Origin of the sequence: Kytococcus schroeteri (assembly GCF_002847825.1) — a bacterium.
Lineage (GTDB): Bacteria > Actinomycetota > Actinomycetes > Actinomycetales > Dermatophilaceae > Kytococcus > Kytococcus schroeteri.
Genome location: NZ_PKIZ01000026.1, coordinates 5052 through 23154, shown reverse-complemented (window position 1 = coordinate 23154; position 18103 = coordinate 5052). Strand labels below are relative to the sequence as shown.

General features: G+C 73.2%; 17 protein-coding genes and 1 tRNA gene. 13 read left to right on the top strand and 5 right to left on the bottom strand.

Annotated features, from left to right (window positions below; translation table 11 throughout):
* The first annotated feature begins 105 nt into the window (after window positions 1-105).
* The 4 genes from CYJ76_RS10860 (at window position 106) to ppk2 (ending at window position 5739) form a co-directional block, all read left to right on the top strand.
* Window positions 106-1083: a 4-(cytidine 5'-diphospho)-2-C-methyl-D-erythritol kinase gene (locus tag CYJ76_RS10860; RefSeq protein ID WP_070705192.1), complete on the top strand. Its 978-nt coding sequence runs from the start codon at window positions 106-108 to the stop codon at window positions 1081-1083.
* Window positions 1084-1116: 33 nt separating this feature from the next.
* Window positions 1117-3021 carry an ABC-F family ATP-binding cassette domain-containing protein gene (locus CYJ76_RS10855; RefSeq protein WP_101850088.1) on the top strand — a complete coding sequence of 635 codons (1905 nt, stop codon included), beginning with the start codon at window positions 1117-1119 and terminating at the stop codon, window positions 3019-3021.
* Window positions 3022-3139: 118 nt separating this feature from the next.
* Window positions 3140-4501: an FAD-dependent oxidoreductase gene (locus tag CYJ76_RS10850; protein ID WP_070704276.1), complete on the top strand. Its 1362-nt coding sequence runs from the start codon at window positions 3140-3142 to the stop codon at window positions 4499-4501.
* A 107-nt stretch (window positions 4502-4608) separates the two neighbouring features.
* Window positions 4609-5739: a polyphosphate kinase 2 gene (ppk2, locus tag CYJ76_RS10845; RefSeq protein ID WP_237769735.1), complete on the top strand. Its 1131-nt coding sequence runs from the start codon at window positions 4609-4611 to the stop codon at window positions 5737-5739.
* Between the two features lie 16 nt (window positions 5740-5755).
* On the opposite strand, the gene CYJ76_RS10840 is transcribed toward ppk2, so the two are convergent.
* Window positions 5756-6295 (bottom strand): MarR family winged helix-turn-helix transcriptional regulator, encoded by a 540-nt coding sequence (locus CYJ76_RS10840; RefSeq protein WP_269148632.1) that lies wholly within the window; start codon window positions 6293-6295, stop codon window positions 5756-5758.
* Between the two features lie 122 nt (window positions 6296-6417).
* On the opposite strand from CYJ76_RS10840, the gene CYJ76_RS10835 reads away from it, so the two are divergent.
* From CYJ76_RS10835 to pth, 7 genes are all read left to right on the top strand, one after another.
* On the top strand, window positions 6418-6783 hold the full coding sequence (locus tag CYJ76_RS10835) for a nuclear transport factor 2 family protein (RefSeq protein ID WP_070704279.1): 366 nt from the start codon (window positions 6418-6420) through the stop codon (window positions 6781-6783).
* Window positions 6784-6786: 3 nt separating this feature from the next.
* Window positions 6787-6987 (top strand): hypothetical protein, encoded by a 201-nt coding sequence (locus tag CYJ76_RS10830; protein WP_070704282.1) that lies wholly within the window; start codon window positions 6787-6789, stop codon window positions 6985-6987.
* A 23-nt stretch (window positions 6988-7010) separates the two neighbouring features.
* Window positions 7011-7089: transfer RNA gene (locus tag CYJ76_RS10825), tRNA-Gln, on the top strand.
* A 137-nt stretch (window positions 7090-7226) separates the two neighbouring features.
* Window positions 7227-8699, top strand: coding sequence for a bifunctional UDP-N-acetylglucosamine diphosphorylase/glucosamine-1-phosphate N-acetyltransferase GlmU (glmU, locus tag CYJ76_RS10820; protein WP_070704285.1), 1473 nt, complete (start codon window positions 7227-7229; stop codon window positions 8697-8699).
* A 43-nt stretch (window positions 8700-8742) separates the two neighbouring features.
* On the top strand, window positions 8743-9768 hold the full coding sequence (locus CYJ76_RS10815) for a ribose-phosphate diphosphokinase (protein ID WP_070704288.1): 1026 nt from the start codon (window positions 8743-8745) through the stop codon (window positions 9766-9768).
* A gap of 225 nt (window positions 9769-9993) precedes the next feature.
* Complete coding sequence (locus CYJ76_RS10810; protein ID WP_070703510.1) at window positions 9994-10665, top strand: 50S ribosomal protein L25/general stress protein Ctc; 672 nt, start codon at window positions 9994-9996, stop codon at window positions 10663-10665.
* A gap of 103 nt (window positions 10666-10768) precedes the next feature.
* On the top strand, window positions 10769-11377 hold the full coding sequence (gene pth / locus CYJ76_RS10805) for an aminoacyl-tRNA hydrolase (RefSeq protein ID WP_101850087.1): 609 nt from the start codon (window positions 10769-10771) through the stop codon (window positions 11375-11377).
* Between the two features lie 14 nt (window positions 11378-11391).
* On the opposite strand, the gene CYJ76_RS10800 is transcribed toward pth, so the two are convergent.
* Genes CYJ76_RS10800 through mshD form a run of 3 tightly spaced genes read right to left on the bottom strand, consistent with a single transcriptional unit; the run spans window position 11392 to window position 15518 of the window.
* Window positions 11392-12318: an NUDIX hydrolase gene (locus CYJ76_RS10800; RefSeq protein ID WP_101850086.1), complete on the bottom strand. Its 927-nt coding sequence runs from the start codon at window positions 12316-12318 to the stop codon at window positions 11392-11394.
* Window positions 12315-14594 (bottom strand): RNA degradosome polyphosphate kinase, encoded by a 2280-nt coding sequence (locus tag CYJ76_RS10795; protein WP_101850085.1) that lies wholly within the window; start codon window positions 14592-14594, stop codon window positions 12315-12317. The genes CYJ76_RS10800 and CYJ76_RS10795 overlap by 4 nt, the downstream gene beginning before the upstream one ends.
* 33 nt (window positions 14595-14627) lie before the next feature.
* Window positions 14628-15518 carry a mycothiol synthase gene (gene mshD / locus CYJ76_RS10790; RefSeq protein WP_070703514.1) on the bottom strand — a complete coding sequence of 297 codons (891 nt, stop codon included), beginning with the start codon at window positions 15516-15518 and terminating at the stop codon, window positions 14628-14630.
* Window positions 15519-15750: 232 nt separating this feature from the next.
* On the opposite strand from mshD, the gene CYJ76_RS10785 reads away from it, so the two are divergent.
* Together CYJ76_RS10785 and CYJ76_RS10780 are read left to right on the top strand one after the other, a co-directional pair.
* A complete protein-coding gene (locus CYJ76_RS10785; RefSeq protein ID WP_101850084.1) occupies window positions 15751-16551 on the top strand; it encodes a hypothetical protein in 801 nt (266 codons plus the stop codon).
* 39 nt (window positions 16552-16590) lie between these two features.
* Entirely contained in the window at window positions 16591-17100 is a 510-nt protein-coding gene (locus CYJ76_RS10780; protein WP_070703516.1) for a heme-binding beta-barrel domain-containing protein, read from the top strand.
* Window positions 17101-17173: 73 nt separating this feature from the next.
* Here CYJ76_RS10780 and CYJ76_RS10775 read toward each other — a convergent pair.
* Window positions 17174-18103: LCP family protein (locus CYJ76_RS10775; RefSeq protein ID WP_101850083.1), on the bottom strand; the 930-nt coding region annotated here is incomplete at its 5' end.

The window sequence follows — 18103 nt, the reverse complement described above, 5'->3', positions numbered from 1 at the left end:
GCTGGATCCACTTCTACAATCACCACCGGGTCCACTCCGCGATCGGAGCCCCGCCAGTCAGCCGCCTCAACAACCTGGCTGGACATCACACCTAGTGTGGGTGCCATGACCAGCCCGGCCGCCCCCCGCTCCGCGACCGTCCGCGCGCCCGCCAAGGTGAACCTGGCGCTGCGGGTGGGGCCTCCCGACCTCGAGACCGGGTACCACCCGCTGGCCACCGTCTTCCACGCCGTCGACCTGTGCGACGAGGTGACGGTGCGCCGCGCGCGCACGATGTCGCTGGAGGTCACCGGCAGCTTCACCGAGGGCGTGCCGACCGACCACACCAACCTCGCCTGGCGGGCGGTGGAGGAGCTGCGTGAGCTCCACGGGCGCACCTGTGGGCTGCGGCGCCCGCGGCCGGTGGCCATCACCATCGACAAGCAGGTCCCCGTGGCCGGGGGCATGGCCGGCGGGTCGGCCGACGCGGCCGCGGCCCTGCTCGCCGCCAACGAGGTGTGGGGCAACGAGTTCCCGATGGGGGACCTGCGCGCCCTCGCCGCCGACCTGGGGGCCGACGTGCCCTTCGGCCTCACCGGCGGCAACGCCCTCGGGCTGGGGCGCGGTGACGAGGTCTCCACCGTGCTGGCCCGGGGCGAGCTGCACTGGGTGTTCTGCGTGAGCGACCAGGGGCTCAGCACGCCGGCGGTCTACCGCGAGTTCGACCGGCTCAACGGTTGGGACCAGACCCCCACCCCGGAGACGCTCGAGGCGTGGGAGGCCACCCCCGAGCCCCCGGAGGAGCTGCTGCAGGCCCTGCGCACGGGCGACCCGCTGGCGGTGGCCGAGCACCTGCAGAACGACCTGCAGCCGGCCGCCATCAGCCTCCAGCCGTCGCTGCAGGACACCCTGGATGCGGGCACCGAGGTGGGGGCCGTGGCCGGCATCGTGTCCGGGTCCGGGCCCACCGTCGCGCTGCTGGCCGAGAGCCGGGAGCACGCCATCGACGTCTCGGTGGGCATGGCGGCGCTGCGCCCGGGCGTGCAGGTGTTCACCGCCAGCGGGCCCGCCCCGGGCGCCCGGGTGGTCGAGCGCCGCGACTGAGCCCCGGGGCCCGGCCCACGTAGGGTGACCGCCGTGAATCCCCCCGCGAACCTGCTCAACTGCGAGGGCCTGCACCTGGTGTACGGCACCCGCACCCTCCTCGACGACGTGACCCTCGGGCTCAACGACGGGGACCGCATCGGCGTGGTGGGGCGCAACGGCGGGGGCAAGTCCACCCTGCTGCGGGTGATGGCGGGTCTGACCCAGCCGGACTCCGGGCGCGTGGTGCGCTCCCGCGGGGCCACGGTGGGCATGCTGCGCCAGCGCGACGACATCGCGGCCGACGCCACCGTGAGTGACGTGGTGCTGCCCGGCCTGGCCGAGCACGAGTGGGCGGCCGACGCGCGGGTCCGCGGGGTGCTCACCGGACTGCTGGGCGGACTCGACGCGGAGGGGCTGGGCGGACTCGACCAGCCGGTGGCAGGCATGTCCGGTGGCGAGCGGCGGCGCATGGCGCTGGCCGCGCTGCTCGTGGAGGACCCCGACGTGCTGCTGCTGGACGAGCCCACCAACCACCTCGACGTGGAGGGTGTGGCCTGGCTGGCCGAGCACCTGCGCACCAGCCGCCGCTCCGGGCAGGCGCTCGTGGTGGTCACCCACGACCGCTGGTTCCTCGACGCCGTGGTGGAGAACACCTGGGAGGTCGTCGAGGGCGCGGTGCACCAGTACGAGGGTGGGTACGCGGCCTTCGTGCAGGCGCGCGCCGAGCGTGCCCGCGTCGAGCAGGCCACCGAGGAGAAGCGGCAGAACGTCCTGCGCAAGGAGCTCGCCTGGCTGCGCCGGGGTGCACCGGCGCGCACGAGCAAGCCGCGCTTCCGCATCGAGGCGGCCGACGCCCTCATCGCCAACGAGCCCGAGCCGCGCGACGAGGTGGCCCTGGCGCGCTTCGCGACCACCCGCCTGGGCAAGGACGTGTACGACCTGGTGAACGCCACCGTCCGCGTTCCGCCGGGCGCCCCCGAGGACGAGCAGACCACCTTGCTCGAGGGGCAGACCTGGCGCCTCGGCCCGGGCGACCGGTACGGCATCGTCGGCGTGAACGGCGCCGGCAAGTCCACCCTGCTGCGCGTGCTGCTGGAGCAGGTGCCGCTGGCCTCCGGCAAGCTCAAGGTGGGGCGCACGGTGCAGCCGGCCATCCTGTCCCAGGACCTCCACGAGCTGGACGAGGTGGCGGGCATGACCGTCATTGACGCCATCACGATGGTGCGCAGCTACACGGTGCTGGATGGCAAGGAGGTCTCGGCGAGTTCGCTGGCCAAGCGGCTGGGCTTCTCCGGGCAGCGCCAGCAGAGTCGGGTCTCGGACCTCTCCGGTGGGGAGCGGCGGCGCCTGCAGTTCGTGCGGCTGCTGCTGGACGAGCCGAACGTGCTGATGCTCGACGAGCCGACCAACGACCTCGACATCGAGACGCTGACCTCCATGGAGGACGTGCTGGACGGCTGGGCCGGCACGCTGCTGGTGGTGAGCCACGACCGCTACCTGCTGGAGCGCATGGCCAATCGCCAGGTGGCGCTGCTGGGCGACGGGCGCATCCGCGACCTGCCCGGCGGGGTGGAGCAGTACCTGGAGCTGCGGCGCGAGCGGCGAGGGGCGGGGCGCGGCACCGGGCGGGGCGGGCGCGACGTGGTCGAGGCCGTGGCGGCGGCCTCGGGTGTGGGGCCGGGGGCCGGTGCGTCGGGCGGCTCGACCTCCACGGGTTCCTCCACGCCCTCCGGGCTGAGCCCGGCCGAGGAGCGGGCCCTCACCAAGGCCATGGCCCGCGCCGAGAAGCAGATGGAGAAGGCCACCGCGGAGCTGGAGAAGGTGCACGCCGAGATGGCCGAGGCCGCCATGGACCCCGAGCGGCTCACCACGCTGTCGGCCCGGGAGGCCGGGTTGCGTGAGCAGCACGACGCCGCCGAGGCCGAGTGGCTGGAGGCCGCCGAGCGCTTCGGCTGACCCCGGTCGTCGGCGCCCGCCCGTGTGGAGGACGCGCCCCGGGCCGTTGGTAAGGTTGACCTATCCCCCTTTCGCCCTGCCCGTCGTGGCGGGGTGCGTCCCCGAGTGAGAGGTCCCCATGCGCCCTGTGAAGGTTGCCGTCATCGGAGCCGGCCCGGCCGGCATCTACGCCGCGGACATCCTGACCAAGGAGCACGAGTCGGCCACGGTCGACGTCTACGACCGCCTCCCGGCGCCCTACGGCCTGGTGCGCTACGGCGTGGCCCCGGACCACCCGCGCATCAAGGAGATCGTGAAGGCCCTGCGCCGTGTGCTGTCCGGCGACCGCCTCCGCTTCATCGGCAATGTCGACTTCGGCACGGACATCACGTTCGAGCAGCTGCGGAAGCACTACGACGCGGTCGTCTTCGCCACCGGCGCCATGGCCGACCGCCCGCTGGACATCCCCGGCATCGACAAGAAGGGCTCGCACGGCGCCGCGGACTTCGTGAGCTGGTACGACGGCCACCCGGACGTGCCGCGCGAGTGGCCGCTCGATGCCGAGTCCGTGGCCGTCATCGGCGCCGGCAACGTGGCCCTGGACGTGGCGCGGATGCTGGCCAAGCCGGCCGACGAGCAGCTCACCACCGAGATCCCGGCCAACGTGTACGAGGGCCTGAAGGCCAACCGCGTCAAGGACGTCCACGTGTTCGCCCGCCGTGGCCCGGCGCACCTGAAGTTCAGCCCGATGGAGTTCCGCGAGCTCTCCCACAGCCCCAGCGTGGACGTGGTGATGACCGAGGAGGGCTTCGAGATCGACGACGCCGGCCAGGCGGCCATCCAGGCGGCCAAGTCCACCAAGCTCGTGGTGGACACGCTGCTGAAGTACCTGGAGAAGGAGCCCACCGGTGCCCCGCACCGCATCCACCTGCACCTCATGCAGGCCCCGGTGGAGGTGCTCGGCGACGAGTCGGTGACCGGTCTGCGCACCGAGGTGATGCAGTACAACGGCGACGGGACCGTCTCCGGCACCGGCGAGTTCAAGGAGTGGGACGTGCAGGCGGTCTACCGCGCGGTGGGCTACCTGTCCTCCCCGCTGGAGGGCCTGCCGTTCGACCACGCCACCGGCACCATCCCGCACGAGGCCGGTCGCGTCATCGAGGACGGCGCGCCCAAGGAGGCCGCGTACGTCACCGGCTGGATCAAGCGCGGGCCGGTGGGCCTCATCGGGCACACCAAGTCCGACGCCAAGGAGACCATCGAGTCGCTCATGGCCGACCTCGAGGCCCTGCCGGCCCCGGCCGGGTCGCCCGACGAGCTGCTGGCCGAGCTGCGTGCCGCCGGCGTGGACCTCACGCTCTTCGACGAGTGGGAGCGCCTGGACGCCCACGAGATGGCGCTGGGCGAGGCCGAGGGGCGCGAGCGCATCAAGGTCGTGAGCCGCGAGGACATGATCGCCGCGGGCCGGGCCACTGCCGCCGAGGCAGCCGCCACCGCCTGACCGGCCTCGCGCGCCGGGGGTCCTGACCGGCGGCGGAGGATTGTCGGGGAAACGACGCGTGGTCGTAGGCTGGGGGTGCCCCATCCACACACAGTCTGGAGGCCCAGATGGCCACGTCCAAGCGTCCGTCCACCACCAAGGCAGCCGCCGCGGCCAGCACCTCCCGCTCCACCGCGGGCAGCGGTCGGAAGGCCGCGGAGAAGCCCGCCCGGAGCGCCCAGGCGACCTCCGCCGCGCCCGCCGAGGCCCCCGCCCCGGAGGACGAGGACCTCGAGGAGCGCCTGGACGCCGCCGCCGAGGACGTGGACCCCGCCCAGGTGCCGATCCTGGCGGACGCGGCCAACCCGGACCCGGAGATCGCCGCCCGCCTCGAGGAGCTCCACACGGCGCTCGCGGAGCGCGGCACCCCGGTGGGCAAGGACTCCTGGCGCCACGGCTACCCCTACGACGCCAAGCTGAAGCGCGCTGAGTACGAGGCCACCAAGCGCGACCTGCAGATCGAGCTGCTCAAGATGCAGCACCACATCAAGCGCAGCGGCGAGAAGATCGCCATCCTCTTCGAGGGCCGCGACGCTGCCGGCAAGGGCGGCTCCATCAAGCGCTTCACCGAGCACCTCAACCCCCGCGGCGCCCGCGTGGTGGCCCTGGAGAAGCCCACCGACCGCGAGCAGTCGCAGTGGTACTTCCAGCGCTACGTGCCCCACCTGCCCAGCGGCGGCGAGATCGTCTTCTTCGACCGCTCCTGGTACAACCGCGCCGGCGTGGAGCGGGTCATGGGCTACTGCAGCCCCACCGAGTACCAGGAGTTCATGCGCAGCGCCCCGGAGTTCGAGCGCATGCTGGTCAACTCCGGCATCCACCTGTTCAAGTTCTGGTTCTCCGTGGGCCGTGCCGAGCAGGCCGCCCGCTTCACCAAGCGCCACACCGACCCGGTGCGCCACTGGAAGCTCAGCCCCACGGACGTGGCCTCGCTGGACAAGTGGGACGCCTACACCGCGGCCAAGGAGGCGATGTTCTTCTACACCGACACGGGTGACGCGCCGTGGACCGTCATCCGCTCCAACGACAAGAAGCGCGCCCGCCTGGAGGCCATGCGCGTGGTGCTCTCGCAGATGGACTACCCGATGAAGGACGAGAAGGTCGTGGGCACGCCCGACCCCAACATCGTCCTCTCGGCCAAGGACGCCGTGGACGACGGGGAGACGAGCCCCGCGCCGAGCTTCCCCACCGTCCGCTGAGGCCCCGCGCCGCCGCTCAGTGCTCCAGGCGCGTCAGCACCTGGCGCAGGGCGGCGGCCATGTCGGCCTGCTCGTCGGCCCCGATGCCGGCGAGCAGCTCCCGCTCGTGGGCGAGCAGCTGGGTCATGGCGGCGTCCACGGCCTCGCGCCCGGAGTCGGTGAGGCGCACGATGACGCCGCGCCGGTCGGTGGTGGACCGCTCGCGCTCCACGTGGCCGCGGTCCACCAGCCGGTCGATGCGGTTGGTCATGGTGCCGCTGGTGACCAGGGTCTGGGCCACGAGGGCGCCGGGGGAGAGCTCGTGGGGTGCGCCGGCGCGGCGCAGGGCCGAGAGCACGTCGAACTCCCACGGCTCGAGCGACCCGGCGCCGAAGGCCTCGCGGCGGGCGAGGTCGAGCAGGCGGGCCACCCGGGAGATGCGGCTGAGGACGGCCAGCGGCTGCAGGTCGAGGTCGGGGCGCTCGCGCTCCCAGGCCGCCAGCACCAGGTCCACCTCGTCGTGCAGCGGGCCGGGGGTTGCCGCGTCGTCGGCGGTGGGGCCGGGGGGCTGGGTCATGTCGTCAGCCTACGCCGGCCGAGAATCTCGATGTCGAGACTCTCGCCCCGTGTGCCGGGCGCGGGCCGCGGCGCCCCCGACACCCTCCCCGCCGCCACCGCCGCGGGTGCGAGGATGACGGCATGACCGATCGCTCCGCCGCCGAGGCCGCCGTCCGCTCCTACTACCAGGCCGTCGACGCCGACGACGTGGACACCCTCATCGGGCTCTTCGCCGAGGACGCCACCTACGAGCGTCCCGGCTACGAGCCCTTCGTGGGCCACGACGCACTGCGTGCCTTCTACACCGGTGACCGCGTCATCGCCTCCGGCGCGCACACCGTGGACGCCCTGCTCGTCGACGGCGACCAGGTGGCCGTCCACGGCCGCTTCGAGGGCACCCTCAAGGACGGCAGCGCCTCGGCCGTGCGCTTCGCGGACTTCTACGTGCTCGACGAGCAGGCCCGCTTCACCCGCCGCACCACCTTCTTCCACACCGCGGCGGTCTGACCGATGGCGAACGCGTCCGCCGTCGTGCCGGCGCTGCTGGTCTTCGTGCTGCTCGCCGCGGTCGTGGTGCTGCTCGTGTGGCTCATCGCCCGCAGTACCCGTCGCTCGGCGCAGTTCCACGGCGTCGACCAGCCGGGCACGTCCCCGGCTCCCGGTGCCGACGAGCCCGGTCCCACCGACCGGGCCGCCCGCCGCGACGCGTAGGCTGGCCCGGCCCTGCGGGGCGTTCCCCGGTTGCTCTGCTGGTAGGGGCCGCCTGACTTTGAATCAGGACTAGGGACGTAGGTTCGATTCCTACCCGGGGAGCCGTGGCGGGCCGGCCCGCGCGCAGCGCCTGCCGGCCCGCGCCGCCGGAAGGCCCCCGGCCCGACGCAGTAGAGTCGCTGGCGAACGAGGCGGCCCCACCGGTCGCCTGCGCCCCCTCACCGATCGCTGGAGTCCTCTTGAGCACTGCCAAGCCTGCTGCCGTCATCGTCCTCGCCGCCGGCGAGGGGACGCGGATGAAGTCCACCCTCCCCAAGGTGCTGCACCCCATCGGTGGGCGCACGCTGCTGGGCCACGCGCTGCACGCCGCGCGTGAGGCGGGCCCGCAGTACCTCTCCGTGGTCGTCCGCCACGAGCGCGAGCGCGTGGCCGCCCACGTGGCCGAGGTGGACCCGCAGGCCCTCATCGCCGACCAGGACGAGGTGAAGGGCACCGGCCGCGCCGCCGAGGCCGGTCTCGCGGTGCTGCCCGAGGACCTCTCCGGCACCGTCATCGTGACGATGGGCGACGTGCCGCTGCTGACGGCCCAGACCCTCACCGACCTGACCGCCGCCCACGAGGCCGCCGGCGCCAGCGTCACCGTGATCACCGCCGAGCTGGAGGACCCCACCGGCTACGGCCGCATCGTCCGCGACACCGACGGCTCGGTGCGCAAGGTGGTGGAGCACAAGGACGCGCTGGCCGCCCGCGAGGCCGGTGGCGAGGACGCCGACGTGCTCGACGTGCGCGAGATCAACTCCGGCATCTGGGCCTTCGACGCCGCCGTGCTCCGCGAGTTCCTGCCGCGCCTGGGCACCGACAACAGCCAGGGTGAGAAGTACCTCACCGACGTGCTCGGCCTCTCCCGCGAGGCCGGCGGCACCGTGGCCGCCCACGTGATCACCGACACCCTGCAGACCGAGGGCGTCAACAACCGTGCGCAGCTCTCCGAGCTCGGCGCCGAGCTCAACCGCCGCATCGTGCGCCACTGGCAGATGGAGGGCGTCACCGTCGTCGACCCGGCCACCACCTGGATCGACACCGGCGTGACCCTGGGCCGCGACGTCGTGGTGCGCCCCAACACCCAGCTGCTGGGCGCCACCACCGTCGGCGACGAGGCCGTCATCGGCCCGGACACCACCCTCACCGACGTGGAGGTGGGCCGCGGTGCCTCCGTGGTGCGCACGCACGGCGAGCTCTCCACCATCGGTGAGGGCGCCAGCGTGGGCCCGTTCGCCTACCTGCGTCCCAACACGCAGCTGGGCACCGACGCCAAGATCGGCACCTTCGTGGAGACCAAGAACTCCACCATCGGCACCGGCACCAAGGTGCCCCACCTCACCTACGTGGGCGACGCGGAGATCGGCGACCACTCCAACATCGGTGCCTCGTCGGTGTTCGTGAACTACGACGGCGTCACCAAGTCCCGCACCCGCATCGGCAACCACTGCCGCACCGGCTCGGACACGATGTTCATCGCCCCGGTGACCGTGGGCGACGGCGCCTACACCGGTGCCGGCACCGTGGTGCGCAAGGACGTGCCCGCCGGTGCCCTGGCCATCACCGTGGCCCCGCAGAAGAACATCGAGGGCTGGGTGCAGGAGAAGCGCGCCGGCACCGCGGCGGCGCAGGCGGCCGACGAGGTGGCGCGCGAGCGCTCCACCGAGGACTGAGAGACTGGCCCCAGAACCCCACGTCCCGAGTGATGGAGAAGCGATGAGCGACCAGGGTGCCCCCGCCGCGACCGAGGGCGAGCACGCCCCGCTGGCGATCCAGCGGACCACGGAGAAGAACCTCATGGTGTTCTCGGGCCGGGCGCACCCCGGGCTCGCCGCCGACATCGCCCACGAGCTGGGTTCGCAGGTGGTGCCCACCGAGGCGTACGAGTTCGCCAACGGCGAGCTGTACGTCCGCTACAACGAGTCGGTGCGCGGTTGCGACGCGTTCGTGGTGCAGGCCCACACGGCGCCCATCAACACCTGGCTGATGGAGCACCTCATCATGGTGGACGCGCTGAAGCGCGCGTCGGCCAAGCGCATCACCGTGGTGCTGCCCTTCTACGGCTACGCCCGCCAGGACAAGAAGCACCGCGGCCGCGAGCCGATCTCCGCCCGCCTGGTGGCCGACCTGTTCAAGACCGCCGGTGCCGACCGCCTCATGGCGGTGGACCTGCACACCGCGCAGATCCAGGGCTTCTTCGACGGGCCGGTGGACCACCTCATGGCCATGCCGATCCTGGCCGACCACGTCAAGGAGAAGTACGGCGACGAGGACCTCGTGGTCGTCTCCCCGGACGCCGGCCGCATCAAGGTGGCCGAGCAGTGGGCCGAGCGCCTGGGCAACCGGCCCCTGGCGTTCATCCACAAGACGCGCGACATCACCCGCCCCAACGAGTCCGTGGCCAACCGCGTCATCGGCGAGGTGGAGGGCCGCATGTGCGTGCTCGTGGACGACATGATCGACTCCGGCGGCACCATCTGCAAGGCCGCCGACGCGCTCATGGAGGCCGGCGCCAAGGGCGTCATCATCGCCGCCACGCACGGCATCCTGTCCGGCCCGGCGGTGCAGCGTCTGCGTGACTCGGTGGCCCGCGAGGTCATCCTCACCGACACCCTGCCGATCGCCGAGGAGAACCGCTTCGAGGGGCTCACGGTGCTGTCCATCGCGCCGCTGCTCAGCCAGGCCATCCGCGAGGTGTTCGAGGACGGCTCGGTGACCAAGATGTTCGACGGCCGCGCCTGACGCGGCGCCCGCACCCGCCCCCGGGGCGGGACAGCGGTGGCCGGGGCCGGATTTCGGCCCCGGCCACCGCTGCGTCTACACTTCCTCGCACTGAGCTTCGGCGAGGGGCCGCCCACAGGGGCAGGCCCGTGATCGACGCGGCGACGAACCCAGGCCCTGCACTCCACGGGGCAGGTCTTCCTCGCGGCCCTCGCCACCCCACCGAGGAACACCTGAGGAGAGCACATGGCCGGCAAGACCATCCAGATCAACTGCACCGAGCGCACCACCTTCGGCAAGGGCGCTGCCCGCCAGGTCCGTCGCGAGGGCGGCATCCCCGCCGTCGTCTACGGCCACGGCGAGGGCCCCTTCCACGTCGTGCTGCCGGGCCACGAGGCCTTCATCGCCCTGCGCCACACCAACGCCCTGATGACCCTGACCTGGGGTTCCGGTGAGGACCGCCTGGTGCTGGCCAAGGACGTGCAGCGCGACCCGATCAAGCCGATCATCGAGCACGTCGACTTCGTCATCGTGAACCGCCACGAGAAGGTGGACGTGGACGTCACCATCCACGTGGAGGGCGAGGCCGCCCCGGAGACCGTCGTCTCCGTGCCCACCTCGACCGTCACCGTCAGCGCCCCTGTGCTGGACATCCCGGAGTCCATCGTCGTCTCCGTCGAGGGCGCCGAGGCCGGCACCCTGGTGCACGCCTCCGACCTGGAGCTGCCGGAGGGCGTCGAGCTCGTCACCGACCCGGAGGAGACCATCGTCAACGTCTCCGAGACCATCTCCGCCGAGGCCCTGGAGGCCGAGCTCGCCGAGGCCGAGGAGGAGGCCGGCATCGAGCACGACGAGTCCGACGAGGAGGCCGCCGAGGCTGCCGAGTCCGAGGGTGGCGAGGACGAGAAGTCCGAGTGACCTGCCGCGCCGTCCCCCGGCGCACCGTGTGACGCGGGGCCCTGCCACGATGGTGGGGCCCCGCACCCGTGTCCGGCGGGGTGCCGCCGAGGAAGGACGTCCGATGGAGCTCGACGAGGGGCCGTGGCTCGTGGTGGGGCTGGGCAACCCGGGCCCGCGCTACGCCGGCAACCGCCACAACGTGGGGGCGATGGTGGTGGCCGAGATGGCCGCGGCGGCGGGCGTGCGCCTGGCGGCGGCCAAGCAGGCGAGGGCGGTCAGCGCGGAGACGCGGCTGGGCACCTTCCCCGGCGGGCGCCCCGGTCCGCGCGTGGTGCTGGCCACCCCGCTGGACTACATGAACGTCAGCGGCGGCCCCGTGAGCGCCCTCGCGCGGTACCACCGCATCGAGCCCGACCACGTGGTGGTGCTGCACGACGAGCTCGACATCGACTTCGCGGCGGTGCGGCTCAAGAAGGGCGGTGGTGAGGGCGGGCACAACGGCCTGCGGTCCATCACCCGGTCGCTGGGCACCAAGGATTACTTCCGGGTGCGCCTGGGCATCGGCCGCCCGCCGGGCCGCATGGAGGTGGCCGACTTCGTGCTCAAGGACTTCTCCTCCACCGAGCGCAAGGAGCTGCCCTTCCTGCTGGGCGACGGCGCCGATGCCGTGGAGCGCCTCCTGCTGACCGGCCTGGAGGCCGCCCAGCAGGTGCACCACTCACCGCGCTGAGCGCGGCGCGGGGCTCACCAGGTCTCGCTGGCCAGCACGCGGGCGGACTCGCCCTGCCCGGTGCCGTGCAGCACCACCATGCCGCCCTTGCGCATGCCGGTGCGCGCGAGGTCCAGCACCGTGGCCTCCTCGGGGGAGCCGGGCTCGGTGTGCTCGGCGGCGGCCTCCAGCATCGAGGGGAGCACCGGGCCGTGGGAGCACAGCACCGTGCTGCGCCCCTTGGCCAGTGCCTTGCGCACGTGCCGGGCGGCCTTGTGCGGCTCGGCCTCGAAGCCCTCCTCGGACAGGCCCCGCTTGAGCCGCGGCTTGAGGGCGGAGAGGGCCACGAAGGGGGCGACCGTGTCGGTGCAACGGGCCGACGGGGAGGACACGATGCGGTCCACCCCGAAGGCCTGCAGCGTGGTGGCCAGCACCTTGGCGTCCTCGAAGCCGCGGGGCACCAGGGGTCGCTCCCAGTCCGGGCCGTCCCAGCGGCGGCGCTCCAGGGCCAGGGCGTGGCGCAGCACCACCAGCACCCAGGTGTCCAGCATGCCGTGGTCGTCCAGCTCCAGCAGCCGGTCCAGCTGCTCGCGGTCGTGGGGGTAGCTGATGCGGCGCCGGGCCTGGTCCGGGGACAGCCAGGCCACCTCGTCGACCTCGTGCTGCAGGTCGCCCAGGTCGCCGGTGACCCGGCCGGCCCAGTAGTGCACCTGCTTCACGCCGCCGCTCGGCATCCGATAGCGGGCGGTGGGCAGCGGCAGACCCAGGCTCAACTGCAGGGAGGCCTCCTCGGCCACCTCGCGGGCGGCCGTCCACGGCAGCAGCTCGCCGGGGTCCAGCTTGCCCTTGGGCCAGCTCCAGTCGTCGTAGTGGGGCCGGTGCACCATCGCCACCTGCAGGCGACCACGGCGCCGGCGCCAGGGCACGGCGCCGGCGGCCTGGACGACGCGTTCGCGGGTCATCGGCGGCTCTCCTTGCGTGCGCGGGTGTAGTGCTTCTCCATCTCGAAGTGCATCTCCTTCAGGGGACGTCCCTCGCCGTCGGTGTGTCGTCGGGTCCACAGGCCGTCGCCGTCGAGCTCCCAGCAGGCGGTGTCGGGCGCGAAGGCGGTGTCGAACAGCCAGTCCACGTGGTGCACGTGGTCCACGTCCTGCAGCCGCACCATCGCCTCCACCCGCCGGTCCAGGTTGCGCGGCATCATGTCCGGCGACCCGATGAAGGCGCGCACCGGGTTGTGCGGGTCGCCCGGGACCCCCACCACGAGCGCGCGACTGTGCTCCAGCAGCCGCCCCACGATCGAACGGACGCGGATGTTCTCGCTGAGGCCGGGCAGGCCGGGGCGCACCGTGCAGATGCCGCGCACCCACAGGTCCACCTCCACCCCGGCCCCAGAGGCCCGGTAGAGCGCGTCGACGACCTCCTGGTCCACCAGCCCGTTACCCTTGAGGCGGATGCGGGCCCGATGCCCCGCCCGGGCGCGCGCGCACTGCTGCTCCACCAGCTCCAGCACGCCCGTGCGGACCGTGTGGGGACCCACCAGCAGCCGGGAGAAACGGGCCCCGGGGGCAATCCCGGAGAGCTGGTTGAACAGACGGGTCACGTCCTCGGTGACCTCGGGGTCGCAGGTGAGCAGGCCGAGGTCCTCGAACACCCGGGCCGTCCCGGGGTTGTAGTTGCCGGAGCCCACGTGGGCGTAGCGCTGCAGCCCGCCACGCTCCTGGCGCACCACGAGGCACACCTTGGCGTGCGTCTTGAGCCCCACCTGGCCGTAGACCACGTGCACCCCGGCGCGCTCCAGCTCACGCGCCCAGCTGATGTTGTTCTCCTCGTCGAACCGGGCCTTGATCTCCACCACCGCGAGCACCTGCTTGCCGGCCTCGGCCGCGTCCACCAGGGCGCCGATGATGGGCGAGTTTCCGTTGGTGCGGTAGAGGGTCTGCTTGATGGCCAGCACGTCGGGGTCGGCCGCGGCCTGCTCGAGGAAGCGCTGCACGGAGGTGCTGAACGAGTCGTAGGGGTGGTGCAGCAGCACGTCGCGGTCCCGCATCGCGCTCAGCACGTCGACCTCGGTGGCGCTCTCCACGGGCGCGAGGTCGGAGTGGGTGTGCGCCTGCATCACCGGCCAGCGCAGGGGCATCAGGTGCAGGTCGGCCAGCGTCTCCAGGCCCCGCAGGTCCAGTGGGCCGGGGAGGACGTACACGTCCGGGCCGGCCACGCGGAGCTGCCGCTTCAGCATCGAGAGCACCTCGGGGGTCATCGACGCCTCGGCCTCCAACCGGACCGGGGGGCCCTGGCGCCGGCGGGTGAGCTCGCGCTCCAGGGCGGTGAGGAGGTTCTCCGACCCGTCCTCGTCCAGGGCCAGGTCCCCGTTGCGCGTGACCCGGAAGGTGTAGGTCGAGCGCACCTCCATGCCGGGGAAGAGCAGGGACAGGTGCGCCCCGATGAGGTCCTCGATGGGCAGGAAGCGGATGCCCGACTCCGAGCGGGCCAGCACCTCGTCGCTCTCGTGCACCCCGAGCCCGTGGCAGACGCGCAGCAGCCGGGGGAGGGCCGGGGGGACCTTCACCCGGGTGAAGTGGTCGCTGAGGGTCCGGGGGTCGGTGAGGGTGACGGCGAGGTTCAGCGAGAGGCCGGAGATGTACGGGAAGGGGTGGGCGGGGTCCACCGCGAGGGGGGTGAGCACGGGGTAGACCTGCTCCACGAAGAGGTCCTCGAAGTACTGCTTCTCGTGTGCCGCGAGCTCCTCCCAGCGCACCACCCGCACGTTCTCCCGGGCCAGGGCCGGCAGGACGTCGTCGTGGAGGAGGCGCGCGTGCTCGTCCATGAGGGCGTGCGCGCAGCGGCCCACGGTCGCGAGCACCTCGTGGGGGTCCTGGCCGGAGGGGGTGCGGACCGCCAGGCCGGTGGCGATGCGCCGCTGGAGCCCGGCGACGCGCACCATGAAGAACTCGTCGAGGTTGCGGGCGAAGATCGCCAGGAAGCGCACGCGCTCCAGCAGGGGGATGGTGCGGTCGGCCGCGAGCTCGAGGACCCGCTCGTTGAACTGCAGCCAGCTCGTCTCACGCTCGAGGAAGCGGTCGGCGGGGAGGTCCCCCTCCGCACCGGGGAGCGTGTGCACCGCCCGGGGTCGAGGGGGGTGGATGATGCGGGAGCCCCTCCGCTGCGTCGACGGGACTCCGGCGTCGCGCTCCTGGGGTGAGTCCGCTCCAGGTGCTGTCGAGTCCGCCATGCCGCCCATCGTAGGAGGGCCCGGCGGTGCGCTGCCGGCCCCTCAGGCGGCGGGGCCGTACTGCACGTCCACCGCGGCACGCTCGAACCCGAGCCGGCCGTAGGTGCTCACCGCTGCCTCGTTGTCGCCGTCCACGTAGAGCTCCACGGTCTCCACGCCCTGCCCGGCCAGGTGGTGCAGGCCCACGAGGGTCGCCGCCCGACCCAGGCCCTCACCCTGCCGGTCGGGGTCCACGCCCACCACGTACACCTCGCCGACGGGCAGCTCGTCGACCTTGGTCCAGTGGAAGCCCACCAGCTCGCCCTCGTGCTGCTCGTCCACCAGGAGCAGGAAGCCGGCGGGGTCGAACCAGCCCTCCTCGGTGCGGGCGGTGAGGTCCTCCTGCGTCATCCGCCCCTGCTCGGCGTGGTCGGCGAACGCCCTGGCGTTGAGGCGCAGCCAGGCCGCGTCGTCCCGGCCGGGCTCGAAGGCACGCACCGAGACCCCCTCGGGCAGCCGCACCGGCGGCAGCTCGGAGAACTCCCCGGCGACGGGCCGCTCCATCCGCCACAGGGACCGCAGCGGCACCAGGTCGCGGGACGCGGCCAGGCGCCGGCCCCCGTCCAGGTCCCCGTGGGCCCACAGGCGCAGCTGTGGGTCCACCTCGCGCAGGGCGTCCAGGAGGCTGCCGCCCAAGCCGGCGCGGCGCACCTCCGGATCGGTCACCACCTCGGCGGACCCGTGGGCGAGGGTGCCGTAGCCCACGAGACGGTCCCCCTCGGTGGCCAGCACGTGGGTGCGCCCCGGGGTGCGGTGGCGCAGCGCCAGCAGCGACTCCTCGTTGAGGGGGTCGACCCCGTCGGCCCGCCCGGCCCGGCGTGCCAGCTCGGCCACGGCCTGCAGCTCGGCGTCGGTGAGAGTCTCGGCGGGGCGGTGCGTCAGGTCCGGCGACATTGGTCCATTCCACCACGGCGTCGCGTCATCGGCGGGGCTGGATGCGGTGACCCGGGTCGCCCGCGGCGCGGAGGGGGCCCTCCCGCGGGTCGAGCGCATCGAGCGTCGGGGCCGGGCGGGCGCCGCCTCCTGGACGAACCGTGAGGACGGGGGCAGTGCCGTAGGTTACGGGCAGCGGGGCGCCCGGCCCCGTTCCCGCACCCGTTCCCCGTGCCGCCCCTTGGAGGTCCCCGTGCCGCCCCAGGCCCCGCTCCCCGGAGATGCCGGCGACCCTGCCGAGCGCGGGCGCGTGACGGCTGCCCTGGCCGCCGGGGCCACGGCCTCGACCCTGGCCCTCACGGCGTGGGGCGGGGAGCCCCTGCTCACGACGGCCGTGGCCGCCGTCGTCGGTGCGGCGGTGGCCCTGGGCTGGGGCCGGATGCTGGACCTGCCCGCCCCGCGCGGGACCGTCGCGGTGCTGCTGGTCGTGGTGGCGCTGGCCGTGGCCGCGGCCCTGACCAGTCGCCTCGACGACCGGGCCTTCGGGGTCTCGGTGTGGTGGGCGCTGCCGGTGGCCGGCGGGGTGTGGGCCTCCCTGGCGCACCAGGTGTGGCGTGGCGACGGCCGGCCGCGTGTGGTGGACGTGCTCACCGCGGAGGTGTTCGCCGTTCTCGTGGTGGTGGCCGGCTTCCTCTGGGGCTGGTCCGGGCCGGGCACCGTGGCCGTGGCTGCCCTCGGAGTGCTGGTCACCGCCGTCGGTGACGCCCTCCTGCCGACGCGCCGGTGGTGGGCCTGGGCAGGGGGCGCGGCCGTGGCCACCGCAGCCGCCCTGCTGTTCGGCGGCTGGCAGCACCTGAGCGGTGCCGGTCGGGTGCTCCTCGTGGGGGCGGCGCTCGTGGCGCCGGCCGTCTCGCAGGCCACCCGGCTGGTGCTGCTGCGCCTGCCCGCGGTGGCCAGCGGCGCCTCCGGGGGCGTCGTCGCGGGGCTCGTGAGCGTGGCGCTCACGGGTATCGTTGCGGGCCTGTCCGCGATGCTGGGCCCGGTCCTCGCCTGATCGACGGCCCACCCGCCCACCCCGTCACGCAGGAGCGCCATGGTCTTCACCATCGACCCCGACATGTCCCCCCGCCTGGCCCCGCTGGCCTGGCTCCTCGGCCGCTGGGAGGGCGCCGGTGTGGTCGGCTACCCCGACCGCGAGTCGGGCAACTTCGGCCAGGAGCTCGTGGCCACCCACGACGGGCAGGACTACATCACCTGGACCAGCCGTGCGTGGATGCTCGACGAGGACGGGCGCCCCGGGGAGGTCCTCGCCGTGGAGAGCGGCTTCTGGCGCCCCGAGGGGGAGGACGGCGAGTTCGTGCTGCTCCTGGCCCACCCCACCGGCTACGTGGAGCAGTACTTCGGCCAGCGCCACCCGGAGCGTCCCAGCATCGAGCTGGCCACCGACGGCATCCTGCGCACGGCGGGCGCCGCGGAGTACACCGCGGCCAAGCGGCTCTATGGCCTGGTGAACGGCGACCTCATGTGGGTGATGGACATGGCCTACGGCGGTCACCCCCTCACCAGCCACATGTCGGCGCAGCTCAAGCGCGTGGAGGGCTGAGGCCGGCACCTCCCGGGACGCACGGAGGGCTCGCACCCCGCTGGGGTGCGAGCCCTCCGTGCCTGGGCCACCCTCAGAGCGAGTCGTTCCGCACCTTCTCGCCGAGCGCGCGGATACCCGCCCAGTCCGGGACGACGATGCTCTGGCGCCCGTCGGGCGACCAGCCGATGCTCGCCCAGGGGGCGGTCTGGTAGGTCACCGTGCCGCCACCGGTGATGAACCTGCGCCCGATGCCGCGGATCTCCTTCGGCGAGAGGCCGGCGCTCACCCGGACGTTGCGGGTGCTGGCGTCCAGGATCCGCTGCACCTTGTTGGGGTTCCGTGCCACCTCGGCACTGCGGGCCGCGTCGAAGACGCCGCTGAGCACGGCCATCTGCCGCTCACCACGCCCCATGTCGCCCAGCTTCAGGGTCTTGCGCTCGCGGACGAACCGCAGGGCCTCGGCCCCGTCGTCCAGACGGACGGTGCCCTCGGGGAACTCAGGGGAGGGCTGCGGATTGCGGACGGTCACGCCACCGAGGGCGTCCACGGTGGACGAGAAGCTCTCGAAGTCGGTGACGACGACGTCGGTCACCGGCACGTCGAGCGCACCCTGGAAGGTCTGCGCCAGCAGCGGGGCACCGCCGGCGGAGTAGGCGTAGTTGAGCTTGTCGAAGCCGTGGCCGGGGATCGGCACCCAGAGGTCGCGGGGGAAGTGCACGAGCGTCACCTTGCTCCCCGAGGCGTTCATGTGGGCCAGGATCATGACGTCCGAACGGACGGCCCCGTTGCTGCGCCCGTCGTCCTCGCCCACGATGAGGATGTTGCGGGTGCCCTCGGCGCCGCGGCTGGGGTTCTGGGCCTTCTCGGCGGAGTCGCTCGGCGCCGTGACGGTGCCCTTCGCGCCCTTGTCCGGCTTCCCGTCACCGGTGACGTCCTTGAGGTACCGCGAGGCCTTCTCGGTCCCGCCCCCGTCCGTGCCGGAGCCCTTGCCGTCGCCCGTCGGGCTCTCGGTGCCACCGTC